This is a genomic window from Agrobacterium sp. P15N1-A (genome assembly GCF_044626815.1).
GTDB classification, from domain to species: domain Bacteria; phylum Pseudomonadota; class Alphaproteobacteria; order Rhizobiales; family Rhizobiaceae; genus Agrobacterium; species Agrobacterium leguminum.
The window spans coordinates 566,194-579,089 of sequence record NZ_JBIUPF010000002.1 but is presented as its reverse complement, the minus strand read 5'-3'; the positions used below and the strand labels follow the sequence as shown (position 1 = coordinate 579,089).

Sequence of the window (12,896 nt, the reverse complement as noted above, 5' to 3'; positions counted from 1 at the left end):
AGTTCGGCAATTATTGCGCCGTCCAGCCGCCATCCACGGAAATATGGGTGCCGGTGATGTTGCTTGCGGCGTCGCTTGCCAGAAACAGTGCGGCGGCGGCCACATCGTCGACGGTGACGAACTGCTTGGTCGCCTGCAGTTCCAGCATCACGTCGTTTTTCACCGCTTCTTCGCTGATGCCGCGCACCTTCGCCATTTCCGGTATCTGCTTTTCAACAAGCGGTGTGAGCACATAACCTGGACAGATGGCGTTGACGGTAACCCCGGTCTGCGCAAGCTCGAGCGCCGCCGTCTTCGTCAGGCCCATGATGCCGTGCTTGGCCGCCACATAGGCCGATTTGAACGGCGAGGCGACGAGACCGTGGGCGGATGCGATGTTGATGATACGGCCTTTGCCGGCCTTCTTCATCAGCGGTATCGCAGCCCGCATGGTATGGAAGGAACTGGTCAGATTGATGGCGATGATCCAGTCCCATTTTTCCGTCGGAAACTCCTCGATAGGCGCGATATGCTGGATGCCGGCATTGTTGACGAGCACATCCACAGAGCCGAGTTTTTCGTGCGAGGATTGAATGAGATCGGCGATCTCGTCCGGTTTCGTCATATCCGCGGGGTGATAAAGCACCCGCCCGCCGCTTTCCGCTTCCAGCAAAAGGCGAAGTTTTTCGATCTCGTCCTCATCGCCGAAACCGTTCAGCACGATATTGGCACCCTCCCGCGCAAATCGCTGCGCAATCGCAAGGCCGATACCGCTTGTAGAGCCCGTCACGATAACTGTCCGATGCATGCTTTCCCCTTTTTGCATTACTTCGCACATGTTTAAGCAAGGTATGCCCAAAGGGGGCGGGCTGGCAATCGCCATTTCGGGCGCCATTTCGGGGGAGCCCGGTTGCGCGGTGAAACAGGCCGCGCCCATCCATTTTTTCGAAGCTAAGCATCCAGATTTTGCGCCAGATTCTGCATTTGCCTGCCGGTGCTTCCGTCCCTATCTCTGAGGCAAGCAAACAGAGGTATCATCTATGGAACTCGGTCTTTACACATTCGCGGATGTCAATCCCAACCCCGCCGATGGCCGTGGGCCAGAAGGCGCGCGCCGGCTGCGGGAGCTCATCGAAGAGATCGAGCTTGCCGATCAGGTCGGGCTCGATGTCTTTGGCCTCGGGGAGCATCACCGTCCGGATTATGTCGTCTCCTCGCCCTCCACCGTGCTGGCGGCGGCGGCGGTGAAGACGAAGAACATCCGCCTGACGAGCGCCGTTTCGGTGCTGAGTTCGGACGATCCGGTGCGGGTGTTCCAGCAGTTTTCGACCGTCGATCTCCTCTCGAACGGCCGCGCCGAAATCATGGCCGGGCGCGGGTCCTTCATCGAATCCTATCCGCTGTTCGGTTACGATCTCGAGGATTACGATGTGCTCTTCGCCGAAAAGCTCGATCTGCTTTTGGCGCTGCGGGAGCAGGAAATCGTCACCTGGTCCGGTACCAAGCATCCCGCCATTAACGGGCGCGGCGTTTATCCGCGTCCCTTGCAGGACCGTCTGCCGGTGTGGATCGCCGTTGGCGGCACGCCGCAATCGGTGGCGCGGGCTGGCGCCATGGGTCTGCCGGTGGCGCTTGCCATCATCGGCGGCGAATATCGCCGCTTTGCGCCTCTGTTCGATCTTTACCACGAGGCCGCGCGCCGCGCCGGGCAGGAAAAGACCAAGCTGCGCACCAGCATCAATGTGCACGGCTTCATTGCCGACACCACCGACAAGGCGGCGGACCAGTTTTATGGCCCGCAGGCGGAGGTGATGAACCGCATCGGCCGCGAACGCGGCTGGGGGCCGACGAACCGCGCGCATTTCGACGCCGCACGCGGGCCGGAGGGCAATCTCTTCCTCGGCGAGCCGGAGCTGGTGGCGGAAAAGATCATCAAGGCGCATGGCGTGTTCAGGAATGACCGCTTCCTGCTTCAGATGGCCATCGGCCTGATGCCGCACGATCAGATCATGCGCGGCATCGAGCTTTATGGTACGAAAGTCGCCCCGATCGTCAGAAAAGAATTGACGGGGAGCGCCGATCCGGTGAAAGCCACGGCCTGATGATTGCCAAGGCGGGCGTTTTGAGACCCGCCATACAGAACGACGGACAGAGACATGGTCATTTCCACCGAAGAAGAACTGGTTCTGCTGAAGGACATCGGCCGTTTGTGCGCCGTCGCGATGCAGACCATGGCGGACGCGCTGGAACCCGGCATCACCACGGCCGAGCTGGATGCCATCGGCCGCAAGGTGCTGGAGGACAACGGTGCGCAATCGGCGCCGGAATTCTGCTACAAGTTTCCCGGCGCGACCTGTATCAGCGTCAATGAGGAAGTGGCCCACGGCATTCCGGGGCCACGCATCATCAAGGCGGGCGATCTCGTCAATATCGATGTCTCGGCGGTGAAGAACGGCTTTTTCGGCGACACGGGATCTTCTTTCGCCGTGCCGCCGGTGAAGAAGGACATCGAGCGCCTCTGCCGCGATGGCAAGCGCGCCATGTGGACGGGCCTGCAGCAGGTGAAAACCGGCAGGCCTTTCGCCGATATCGGCAACGCCATCGGCGCTTTTGCCAAAAAGAACCGCTATACGCTCATCACCAATCTCGCCAGCCACGGTATCGGCCGCTCGCTGCACGAGGAGCCGAAGGAACTGGCGACCTGGCCGGACAAGGACGAGCGCCGCATCATGCAGGAAGGCATGGTGTTCACCGTCGAGCCGTTTCTCTCGACGGGCGCCTATTGGGCCGAAGACGGCGATGACGATCCCTGGACGCTCTATAGCGATCCGAGCGCGCCGACGGTGCAGTATGAGCACACCGTGGTTGCGACGAAGAACGGGCCGCTGGTGCTGACGCTTGCGGAGTGACAGCTACACCTGCCTCCGTCACCCTCGCTTTTAAGGTCGGAGCGAGCGCGTGCCGCTTGTTTCTTCTCCCCGAGGGGGAGAAGTCCGCGGCAGCGGGATGAGGGGGCAAGCTCTCCGAAGTCCGGCAACGTTCCCCCTCATCCGACCCTTCGGGCCACCTTCTCCCCCTCGGGGAGAAGAATACACGGCACCCTCGGAGCGCACCGACGCTCACCGCGTGACCGATAAAGGCGGCTTATGACGCCGATCAAAATAACTCGCTTGTCCCTTATCCGCCCCGTTGCGATAAGCCATGCATGAGCATCGACAAGCCACTTTCCGCCAGACATCTGACTGCACTCGGATTTTCCGGGGCCTTGATGATGGCCTCCGCCATGGGTTTCGGCCGCTTTTCCTTCACCCCCATTCTGCCGGGCATGATGGCGGATGTTCCGCTCTCGGCGGGGGATGCGGGGATCGTGGCGGCGGGTAACTTCGCCGGTTATCTGGCCGGGGCGGTTCTGGCGGCCTATTCGTGGGGTTCGGGGCGGGAACGGCTGGTGGCGCTTTGCGGCCTGTTTTCCACCGGGGCATTGTTACTTGCCATGGCCGCTTTCAACTCCGTTGCGGCCTTCACCGTCATCCGGTTTCTGGCCGGCGTCGCCAGCGCGTTGACCATGATATTCACCTCGCAGATCGTTATCGGCCATGCCGTCAAAGCGGGCAGGGACAGCGTTCAGGCGCTGCATTATGGCGGCGTCGGCGCCGGCATCGCGATCTCCTCGCTTGCGGTCTATCTGATCGGCGTCGTTTTTGACGGCGGCGGTTCCTCGTGGCGGCAGGAGTGGATCGCAGGTGCTGTCTTTTCCTTCATCACATTCATTCTCGTCTGGCGGGTGCTGCCCGCAGGCCCGCCGCGACATGCATCCTCGGTGGCGGAGCCGCCGCTCCACTGGACGCGGCCGCTCTTCCTGACGACGCTGGCCTATGGGCTTTTCGGCTTCGGTTATGTCATCACCGCCACCTTCATCGTGGCGATTGCCCGCATGGCCGCCGCCGGTGCTTTCGTGGAGTTTCTGGCCTGGTTCATCACCGGCTGCGCCGCCGCCATTTCGCTTTTCCTCTTGAAACCGGTCTTGAAATCGCAGGGGCTGAAACGCGCCTTCGTCATTGTTCTTGCCTTCGAAGCCGTCGGTGTTTTCGCTTCCGTCATGCTGCCGCCGGTGCCGGGTGTTCTCGTCGGAGGCCTGCTTCTCGGGCTGACCTTCATGGTCATCACCGCCTATGGCCTACAGCTCGGCCGGGAATTTGCCGGACCGAGCCCGCGTCGTGCCTTTGCGCTGATGACGGCCGCTTTCGGCACGGGCCAGATTGTCGGGCCGCTGGCCGCCGGCTGGATTGCCGAGGCGACGGGAAGTTTTACCGCGCCCAGCGTTCTTGCTTCCGCTGTGCTCGTCGTCAGCATTCTGCTGATGTTGCCGGTGCTCGCCACGGAGCGGCGGCGCTAGGTTGCGGGCCGTCTTTTCCTGTCTCTAATTCGGTGTTTCCGGCGGGCATCGCCCGCCATCTGCGCCTTACATCTTGTTAAGGTCAGCGCTTCTTCATTGCTGTGCACAAATTTCTGCCCTAGGTTCGGGCCAATAAGTGCTTCGCCAATAATGGCTGATTTCAAACGCGCGTGAGTTCGAAACGTGTTTCATTCCTTCTTTCCCAAACCGAAAATCTTCTTCACGTCGGCCGCGCTGTGGACAATCGTGTGCATCGTTGTCTGGTACAGTGTCGGCCCGCAGATCGGCGCGGCCATCGGCCTGCCGCCATTGGCGCCCGGACAGACCGCGCCCATCGGGCTCGCCTATTTCTTCTCGCCCGACAATCTTTGGTTCTATCTCTATTTCACGATCTTCGTCGCCATATTCGGCATTACATGGCAGCTGGTCGCGAAGGATCACCCATGGACCGCATGGTCGATCTGGGGATCGGCCTTCATCATTTTCATCGCCTATTTTGCGGTGCAGGTTTCCGTGGCGCTGAACAACTGGCGCGGCCCGTTCTTCGATCTTCTGCAGAATGCGCTCGCCAAGCAGGGCGACGTGACGGCCGCGCAGTTTTACGATTATCAGCTCAAGTTCCTTGAGATCGGCGCTGTCGGCGTGGTGATGAATGTGGTGACCGCCTTCTTCACCAACCATTATGTGTTCCGCTGGCGTACGGCCATGAACGACTACTACATGTCGAAATGGGACAAGCTGCGCCATATCGAGGGTGCATCCCAGCGTATCCAGGAAGATACGATGCGGTTCGCCAATATTCTCGAAGGGCTGGGCGTCACGCTCATCAATTCCGTGATGACGCTGGTGGTGTTCCTGCCGCTCCTGTTCCGCATGTCCGAACATGTGGGCGACCTGCCGGTGATTGGCGCCATTCCGCACGCGCTTTTCTGGCTGGCGATCGTCTGGTCGATCTTCGGCACCGCGCTGCTTGCGCTTGCCGGTATCAAGCTGCCGGGGCTTAACTTCCGCAACCAGCGTGTGGAGGCGGCCTATCGCAAGGAGCTGGTTTATGGCGAGGACCATGCCGACCGGGCCGATCCCGTAACGGTGCGGGAGCTGTTCGCTAATGTGCGCAGAAACTATTTCCGCATGTACTGGCACTATCTCTATTTCAACGTGGCACGTTATTCCTACGGCCAGCTCGATGCGATCTTCCTGAACTTCATCCTCATTCCGACATTCGTTGCCGGGCGGATCACCATGGGCATCTGGCAGCAGATCGCCACGGCCTTCGGTGAGGTCAGCAATTCCTTCCAGTATCTGGTGAATTACTGGTCGACGATCATCGAACTGCTTTCCATCCACAAACGTCTTGTGGCCTTCGAAGCCGCGATTGGAGACAAGCCGCTGCCGGATATTGATGAGCGCTATCTGCGACGCGAGGCCGAGGACGGCGAACTGGCGGCGAACCGCCCCTGAGCAAACAAAAAGGCGGCCAGACGGCCGCCTTTTTCATGAATCGAGAGGCTTCACCCCTCGGTCTTCTGCTTCTTCCGCGCCTCGATCATCGGCATCGCCTCGGCATAGCTCACACAGGCGACATCGGTCTTCTGGCAGACCTCGCGCAGCAGCCGTTCATAGGCGTTCCAATAGGCGCCGCCATTCATCTTCACGAAGTGAAAGCCCATCTGTAGCGGAATGCGCTCGCCATTATATTGCCTGTCGAATGCATTGCGGAAAGCCGTATAGGCGCGGTCCTCGAATTCCTTCGAACGATCCGGCGTCTCGACGCCGATGGAGTGGCGGATGAAGAGATTGTAGTCCATGGCGATGATCGGGCGGTTGCCCGGACCTTCGGGAATGAGCGGCAGGCCGAAATGCTCTATGCCGTCGCGCTCCACCGGCCATTCCGGTCCCTTGGTAATGCTGGTGGCGTCATAAACGAAACGGTGCTTTTTCTGCGCTTCGGTCAGCGCCGGCCCCTGCGAGAGATAGGGCGCGCGGAACCCATTGATCTTTTTCACCATCTCGCGCCAGCCTTCGGGCTCCTCGCCCTTCTTGCCGATCATCTGCCAGGCATTTTCCAGTGTGCTGGTGAAGGTGGTGAATTCGCCGTCCCATTGTTCGGCGGTCCATTGCCCGCCATCGAAATGGCCGCAGGTGTGGTTGCCGATTTCGTGACCCTCGCGATAGGCGGCCCAGATGTTTCTGAGCCTTGCCTCCACCTCTTCCGGCGACTGGCCGAAACCGACATTGGAGCGACCCGCCTTCTGGCCGGGTCCCTGATAGGTCTTGGCGCTGGTCTTCCTGTCCATCACCAGCGTGCAGGCCAGGAAATAGGTGAAATGCGCGCCGACTTGCTTGCCCGTCGCCCGGCTTCTTTCCCACAGCGTATTGTCGCCCGCACCGTCGAAGGAGACGATGACGAGCTGCTTCGGCTTCTCAGCCTCCTGCGCAAGAGCGGGAAGGGCGGCGAGAAGCGACAGGGAAAAGGCGGCAAATGGGCGAAACATCAGTTATCCGTCATATGAAACACCGTGGCCTTTTGCGGGTGGAATAAGGCGAAGCTTTGAATAGTCTGGCGTTTTCGTGACTTTCGGCCTAATTCCTGTTGCAGCTTGCGGTGATAGGGCCGCTTCGTTCCACCGGGGGACCGTGTTTCATGCTTTTTCTCGCACTCTGTCTTGCCTTGTTTTTGCTGACGCATCTTTTGAAGGTGGTCGCACCGCAATTTCGCGCGCGGATGATCGCGTCGATGGGCGAAGGCCCTTTCAAGGGCGTCTATTCGCTTGTCAGCCTCATCACGCTCGGCCTCGTCATCTATGCCTTTGGCGAAGCGCGGCAGGAAACCGGAATGGTGTGGTATCCGCCGGTCTGGACGAGCCATCTCGCGGTGACCCTGATGCTGCCGGCGATGATCTGTCTTATCGCCAGCCTCATCCCGGCTGGCCACATCGCAGTGAAGACGAAGCATCCCCTCATCCTCTCGGTCAAGATCTGGGCGCTCGCGCATCTTCTGGCCAATGGCGAGACGTCTTCCATCCTCCTTTTCGCATCGTTCCTCGCCTGGGGCGTGGTGATGCGGATTTCGCTGAAGCGCAGGGAACGGGCGGGCGAAAAAGTGGTCCGGGACTTCGTTTCAGGCCGCTACGATCTGGTGGCCATTGTCGGCGGCATCGTGCTCTGGGGTGCTTTCATCCTGAAACTGCACGAATGGTTGATCGGCGTTCAGCCCATCGTCCTGTAGGAAATCAACGTTTCCCCCTTACATATCAGGCAAAATAGGCTAGAAGGCCGACCATGACCCGGTCGGTCTTGCTTTTGCTGACCCGGGTAAGCGGCTTGGTATGTCCGCGAACGGATGGATCGGCGACGATCTCCGCGCGGGTAACGGAGAATTTGATGGCAAACGAAAATGATACCTTTATCCGCGAAGTGAACGAGCAGATCCGCTCCGAGCAGCTGTCGCGCTTCTGGGGCCGTTACGGTATCGTGGTCGTGGGTGCGGCCGTTCTCGTGGTTCTCGGCGCCGCTGGCGCCGGTATCTACGAATACTGGAACACCAGCCGCGCTTCCAATTCCGGCGACCAGTTCCTTGCGGCGCTGAAGCTCGCTTCGGACAACAAGACGGATGAGGCGTTGAAGGCCTTCGCCGATCTCGAAACCTCCGGTCATGGCAATTATCCGGTTCTGGCGAAGTTCCGCTCAGCCACGCTGCTGTCGCAGAAGGGCGATGCGGCCGGCGCCATCGCCGCCTTCACCGCCATCGGCAACGATACGTCCGCACCGCAGGTCTTCCGCGATACCGCCAAGGTGCGCGCCGCCTGGCTGCTGGTGGATAACGGCACCTATGACCAGGTCGTGGCGCTGGCGGAGCCGCTCAGCGCCGAGGGCCAGACCATGCGCGCTTCCGCCCGTGAAGCTCTGGGTCTCGCCGCCTACAAGGCCGGCGATTTCGCCAAGGCGAAACAATGGTTCGAGCAGATCGTCAGCGACACGCAGGCGCCGCGCAACGTGACGAACCGCGCGCAGATCATGCTCGACAATATCACGGCTTCCGGCAAGGCTGCCTAACGCCGCTGCGCCACGCAGGATCGCGCCGGCATTCTCCGCATTGCCAAAGCGATCCAACTCATTATTTTACGCATGTCCTTTGCCCAAAACAGGTAACGTTTTGGGCAGACGTGCTTTAAGGAACCAGGATCAATGAGCTTCACCGTCGCCATAGTCGGGCGCCCCAATGTCGGCAAGTCCACGCTTTTCAACCGTCTCGTCGGAAAGAAGCTGGCGCTGGTGGACGATACGCCGGGTGTGACCCGCGACCGCCGCCCCGGCGAGGCGAAGCTTGTCGACCTGCGTTTCACCATCATCGATACCGCCGGTCTGGAGCAATCCGGGCCGGAAACGCTTCAGGGCCGCATGTGGGCGCAGACCGAAGCGGCGATTGACGATGCCGATGTGACGCTGTTTGTCGTGGACGCCAAGGCGGGCCTGACGCCGGCCGACGAGACGCTGGCGGAGATGCTGCGCCGTCGCGGCAAGCCGGTGGTGCTGGTGGCCAACAAGTCCGAAGCGCGCGGCTCGGACGCCGGTTTCTACGACGCCTTCACGCTCGGTTTAGGTGATCCCTGCCCGATCTCGGCCGAACACGGTCAGGGCATGATCGACCTGCGCGACGCCATTGTCGAGGCAATCGGCGAAGACGTCGCTTTCCCGCCTGAGGTGGATGAGGCGGAAACGGATATCGTTCTGCCGCGCAGCGAGCCGGGCAGCGAGGACGAGGAAGACGAAGAGCCGGTTTACGATGAGACCAAGCCGCTGCGCGTCGCCATCATCGGCCGGCCGAATGCGGGCAAGTCGACGCTGATCAACCGCTTCCTCGGTGAAGACCGTCTGTTGACCGGCCCGGAAGCCGGCATTACCCGCGACAGTATTTCGGTCGAATGGGACTGGCGCGGCCGCACCATCAAGATGTTTGACACGGCCGGCATGCGCCGCAAGGCCAAGGTGACGGAGAAGCTGGAAAAGCTTTCGGTGGCGGATTCGCTGCGCTCCATCCGTTTTGCCGAAACCGTGGTGATCGTGTTCGACAGCACCATCCCATTCGAAAAGCAGGATTTGCAGCTGGTCGATCTCGTCATCCGCGAAGGCCGCGCCGCCGTGCTTGCCTTCAACAAATGGGATCTGGTGGAAGACCCGCAGGCCTATCTGGCCGATCTGCGCGAGAAGACCGAGCGGCTTCTGCCGCAGGCGCGCGGCATTCGTGCCGTGCCGATTTCCGGCCAGACGGGTTATGGCCTCGACCGGCTGATGCAGAACATCATCGATACCGACAAGGTCTGGAACCGCCGCATCTCCACCGCCCGCCTCAACCGCTGGCTGGATTCGCAGACCACGCAGCATCCGCCGCCGGCCGTTTCCGGCCGTCGCCTGAAGCTGAAATATATGACGCAGGTAAAGGCCCGCCCGCCGGCCTTCATGATTTCCTGCACGCGGCCGGAAGCTATCCCGGAAAGCTATACGCGTTATCTGGTGAACGGTCTGCGCAAGGATTTCGACATGCCGGGCGTGCCGATCCGTGTGCATTATCGTGGGTCTGACAATCCGTTCGAGAGCAAGGCGAAGAAGAGGCGGTAATCGGCCTTCGGTTTTAGGGCGCAACGATGCGGCATATTTCTTCTCCCCATCGGGGAGAAGGTGGCCCGAAGGGCCGGATGAGCGGGGCAACCTCTCCGTATACTGCTGGCCTCGCCCCCTCATCCCGCTGCCGCGGACTTCTCCCCCTCGGGGAGAAGAAACAAGGGGCGTCCGCTCGTCCCAATTTCACGGTTTTGAAGAGTAAAAGACCATGCTGATCAAGCAGACCGACTATCACCGGATTTACCGCGTCATCAACAGCCTGCTCATCAGCCAGAATGCCGATCCCGCCTCGGCCTCCATGTATTTCAGCACCTTCGGCGCCTTCATCCTGCAGCAGCATTACAAGGTGAAGGCGGTGCCGAAGGGCGGGCTTGCGGCCTATAATCTTGGTGGAACCGTGCTGCTGTTCGCCGATCACCGCGAAGACGGTTATGTGACGGGCGCGGGCGAGAACTTCCACTGCTGGGTGGAGGCGGATGGCTGGGCGATCGATTTCATGGCCCCGGCATTTTCGGAAGGCGCCGATGGGCTTTCCGTGCCGGCGAAAATGTTCCAGCGGCCGCTTGTCGCCATGGCGGCATCCATCAACGATCTCGGACAATCCGGCGATTTCTTTTACCGCTCCGAGCCTGAAGCCACGGCCAAGCGCTTTGCCGACTGGCACAAACAGGCGATGATCGGCGATATGGCGAGCGTTGCCGCCAACTGGTTCCGCAAGTCACCGAAACAGATGGCCGCATCGCTTTCGGTAACGGATCGCGACGGCAAGGCGCGGACCGTGCCGCTTTCCGGCCAGATGCTCACGGGAGCATGGTGAAGGCAGGTCACGCCGCGCAGTGTTGATCCAAGGTTTTGTCAGCAAAAGGTCTTTTGATTTATAAAGCCAATGTTGCTACGCAGGCTGGGCTTCAACAGCGACGGGATTGACGTGTTCCTATGGCCGATGACACCATTTCAATAAGCTTCACGCCCGATCCGAAACATGTGCCTGACTATGTCCACGGCTATCAACATCAGGCCTATGAAAATTACAGCATGATTTTCGACAAGGCCTGGGCTCGCCATTTTGCCTCGGCGAGAGTGAAGCTGTCGATATTTGCGGGAGTGGCTGCCGGTTTCATCTATTCCATAAGCCTGCCGTGGTTTCCGGGCGTCTGGCCGGTTGTCGGTTATTGGGTGTTTGCACCCGCACCGTTTGTGGCCCTCACCATCTGGTACATTATCTGGCAAGGCGCCAGACGGGAGATGAAATCCTACTACGAGGTCCTGGCACATTGGAATATTGCCAATGATCGGATGTATTCGCCTCACACAGAGGTCGAGATAGGACCCGAGGGCTACAAGCAGGTCACAAGACTGGACACCGTGCAGTTGAGCTGGGCGCGCTATCATCTCGCACTCACGCCGCCCGACAGTCTGGTGCTGGTTTTCCACGGGACGGTGGCCGTCATACCCAACAGCGCCCTGCCGATTGCTGCAAAGGACATCATCGAGAAGATCAATCACTGGTGCGCAGCCCAGCAGAAAGAGCTTCTTCCCTTATCCTGAAGCAGCATCTGAAAATGGCGGTGTCATCCGGAAACAGAGGACGGCCAGCGTGTTCTCGCGGCAGCCGCCTGACGTCAATCAGCAGCCCGACCCCGTTCTAAAGATAACGGCAGTCGCGTCCTGATTGCCTTGTGACATTCCCGCTTCGTTTCGTCCACCGTTCCCGAATAGAATCTCGGGGATCGCCTCATGCAAGTTGAGAACGGGATAGCAGCGGCAGGGATTTTCCGGCGGCGTGGATGACGTTGTCGAGGAATTGCCGCGAGGCTTTTTCCCAGCTGTAGCTTCTGGAAAGCGCCAGCGCCTCCTGTGGCGAACAATTCAGGGCCGCGAGACAGGCATCGCGAAGATTATCATCCAGCGCACCGGCGGCAGGGTTGCCGCCGAGGATGTCGATCGGTCCGGTGACGGGGAAGGCGGCCACGGGCACGCCGCTTGCCAGCGCTTCCAGAATGGTGTTGCCGAACGTATCGGTTTTGGAGGGGAAAACGAAGACATCGGCCTGCGCATAGGCATCGGCCAGCTCCTCACCGGTCTTGACGCCGGTGAACAAAACGTCCGGATATTTCTCCTGCAATTCATGGCGGGCGGGGCCATCGCCGATGACCACCTTCGAACCCGGCAGGTCCAGCTCCAGAAATTCCGGCAGGTTCTTCTCCACCGCCACACGTCCCACCGTCATGAAGATTGGGCGCGGCAGGTCGAAAGGCAGCTTTGCTTTCGGGCGGGGATGGAAAAGCTCCGCATCGATGCCGCGGCTCCAGCGCTTCAGGTTGCGCACGCCGCGCGCTTCCAGTTCGGTCTCAAGGCTCGGCGTTGCCACCATGCAGGTGTTGCCGCCATTGTGGAACCAGCGCACGAAGGCGTAAAGCCAGCTTTCCGGCACGGGGAAACGCGCCGCCACATATTCCGGAAAGCGGGTGTGATAGCTGGTGGAAAAACGCATGCGGTTCTTCACGCACCAGCGCCGCGCCATGAAACCCAGCGGCCCTTCCGTCGCAATATGCACGAAGGAGGGCTGGCTTTTTTCGATCTCCGCCGCCACACGGCGATAACCGGCAACCGAAAGGCGGATTTCCGGATAGGTGGGGCAGGGGATGCTGTAAAAACTCTGCGGCGTGACCATGCGCACATCGACGCCGAGCCGCGCGAGTTCGGTATTGGTGTTTTCTATAGAGCGAACCACGCCGTTGACCTGCGGGTGCCAGGCATCTGTGACAATCGTGATTCTCGTCATGAAACACTGATCCTGCTCATCTGCGCGCGGGCGAATCCCCATTGCCCGGCTTCTGCCCGTATATGCGGCGTGCGTGTTACAGGATCATGTCAGGGTGTGTGACGGCGGGGAAGC

General features: G+C 60.3%; 12 protein-coding genes. 9 read left to right on the top strand and 3 right to left on the bottom strand.

What is annotated here, in order from left to right:
• Positions 1–10 precede the first annotated feature (10 nt).
• Complete coding sequence (locus ACIK7D_RS10770) at positions 11–787, bottom strand: 3-hydroxybutyrate dehydrogenase (protein WP_080816112.1); 777 nt, start codon at positions 785–787, stop codon at positions 11–13.
• 232 nt (positions 788–1,019) lie between these two features.
• Between ACIK7D_RS10770 and ACIK7D_RS10765 the strand changes: the two genes are divergently transcribed.
• The 4 genes from ACIK7D_RS10765 to sbmA all read left to right on the top strand — a co-directional run bounded on the left by ACIK7D_RS10765 (position 1,020) and on the right by sbmA (position 5,836).
• Complete coding sequence (locus ACIK7D_RS10765) at positions 1,020–2,081, top strand: LLM class flavin-dependent oxidoreductase (protein WP_080816120.1); 1,062 nt, start codon at positions 1,020–1,022, stop codon at positions 2,079–2,081.
• A 54-nt stretch (positions 2,082–2,135) separates the two neighbouring features.
• The gene (gene map, locus ACIK7D_RS10760) at positions 2,136–2,888 is read left to right on the top strand and encodes a type I methionyl aminopeptidase (protein ID WP_065655656.1); all 753 of its coding nucleotides are present in this window, start codon (positions 2,136–2,138) and stop codon (positions 2,886–2,888) included.
• Between the two features lie 296 nt (positions 2,889–3,184).
• Positions 3,185–4,375: an MFS transporter gene (locus ACIK7D_RS10755; protein WP_400156268.1), complete on the top strand. Its 1,191-nt coding sequence runs from the start codon at positions 3,185–3,187 to the stop codon at positions 4,373–4,375.
• 183 nt (positions 4,376–4,558) lie between these two features.
• Positions 4,559–5,836, top strand: coding sequence for a peptide antibiotic transporter SbmA (sbmA, locus tag ACIK7D_RS10750; RefSeq protein WP_080816126.1), 1,278 nt, complete (start codon positions 4,559–4,561; stop codon positions 5,834–5,836).
• 50 nt (positions 5,837–5,886) lie between these two features.
• Here the strand turns inward: sbmA and ACIK7D_RS10745 are convergent, their stop codons facing one another.
• Complete coding sequence (locus ACIK7D_RS10745) at positions 5,887–6,870, bottom strand: polysaccharide deacetylase (protein ID WP_400156267.1); 984 nt, start codon at positions 6,868–6,870, stop codon at positions 5,887–5,889.
• A gap of 149 nt (positions 6,871–7,019) precedes the next feature.
• On the opposite strand from ACIK7D_RS10745, the gene ACIK7D_RS10740 reads away from it, so the two are divergent.
• The 5 genes from ACIK7D_RS10740 to ACIK7D_RS10720 all read left to right on the top strand — a co-directional run bounded on the left by ACIK7D_RS10740 (position 7,020) and on the right by ACIK7D_RS10720 (position 11,545).
• The gene (locus ACIK7D_RS10740; RefSeq protein WP_269313932.1) at positions 7,020–7,604 is read left to right on the top strand and encodes an NnrU family protein; all 585 of its coding nucleotides are present in this window, start codon (positions 7,020–7,022) and stop codon (positions 7,602–7,604) included.
• A gap of 155 nt (positions 7,605–7,759) precedes the next feature.
• Positions 7,760–8,431: a tetratricopeptide repeat protein gene (locus ACIK7D_RS10735; RefSeq protein WP_127757759.1), complete on the top strand. Its 672-nt coding sequence runs from the start codon at positions 7,760–7,762 to the stop codon at positions 8,429–8,431.
• A 132-nt stretch (positions 8,432–8,563) separates the two neighbouring features.
• Positions 8,564–9,994, top strand: a complete 1,431-nt coding sequence (gene der, locus ACIK7D_RS10730; protein WP_003524225.1) for a ribosome biogenesis GTPase Der — start codon at positions 8,564–8,566, stop codon at positions 9,992–9,994.
• A gap of 211 nt (positions 9,995–10,205) precedes the next feature.
• Positions 10,206–10,814 (top strand): DUF2026 domain-containing protein, encoded by a 609-nt coding sequence (locus ACIK7D_RS10725; RefSeq protein WP_127757760.1) that lies wholly within the window; start codon positions 10,206–10,208, stop codon positions 10,812–10,814.
• A gap of 119 nt (positions 10,815–10,933) precedes the next feature.
• Positions 10,934–11,545, top strand: coding sequence for a hypothetical protein (locus tag ACIK7D_RS10720; RefSeq protein ID WP_162936604.1), 612 nt, complete (start codon positions 10,934–10,936; stop codon positions 11,543–11,545).
• Positions 11,546–11,732: 187 nt separating this feature from the next.
• Here the strand turns inward: ACIK7D_RS10720 and ACIK7D_RS10715 are convergent, their stop codons facing one another.
• Positions 11,733–12,782 carry a bifunctional monoglucosyl/glucuronosyl diacylglycerol synthase gene (locus tag ACIK7D_RS10715; protein ID WP_400156266.1) on the bottom strand — a complete coding sequence of 350 codons (1,050 nt, stop codon included), beginning with the start codon at positions 12,780–12,782 and terminating at the stop codon, positions 11,733–11,735.
• Between the last annotated feature and the right edge of the window lie 114 nt (positions 12,783–12,896).

Excerpts from the sequence above, each read along its gene's own strand:
- ACIK7D_RS10770 (WP_080816112.1), bottom strand. The coding sequence starts at position 787 with ATGCATCGGACAGTTATCGTGACGGGCTCTACAAGCGGTATCGGCCTT.
- ACIK7D_RS10765 (WP_080816120.1), top strand. The coding sequence starts at position 1,020 with ATGGAACTCGGTCTTTACACATTCGCGGATGTCAATCCCAACCCCGCC.
- map (WP_065655656.1), top strand. The coding sequence starts at position 2,136 with ATGGTCATTTCCACCGAAGAAGAACTGGTTCTGCTGAAGGACATCGGC.
- ACIK7D_RS10755 (WP_400156268.1), top strand. The coding sequence starts at position 3,185 with ATGAGCATCGACAAGCCACTTTCCGCCAGACATCTGACTGCACTCGGA.
- ACIK7D_RS10745 (WP_400156267.1), bottom strand. The coding sequence starts at position 6,870 with ATGTTTCGCCCATTTGCCGCCTTTTCCCTGTCGCTTCTCGCCGCCCTT.
- ACIK7D_RS10740 (WP_269313932.1), top strand. The coding sequence starts at position 7,020 with ATGCTTTTTCTCGCACTCTGTCTTGCCTTGTTTTTGCTGACGCATCTT.
- ACIK7D_RS10735 (WP_127757759.1), top strand. The coding sequence starts at position 7,760 with ATGGCAAACGAAAATGATACCTTTATCCGCGAAGTGAACGAGCAGATC.
- der (WP_003524225.1), top strand. The coding sequence starts at position 8,564 with ATGAGCTTCACCGTCGCCATAGTCGGGCGCCCCAATGTCGGCAAGTCC.
- ACIK7D_RS10725 (WP_127757760.1), top strand. The coding sequence starts at position 10,206 with ATGCTGATCAAGCAGACCGACTATCACCGGATTTACCGCGTCATCAAC.
- ACIK7D_RS10720 (WP_162936604.1), top strand. The coding sequence starts at position 10,934 with ATGGCCGATGACACCATTTCAATAAGCTTCACGCCCGATCCGAAACAT.
- ACIK7D_RS10715 (WP_400156266.1), bottom strand. The coding sequence starts at position 12,782 with ATGACGAGAATCACGATTGTCACAGATGCCTGGCACCCGCAGGTCAAC.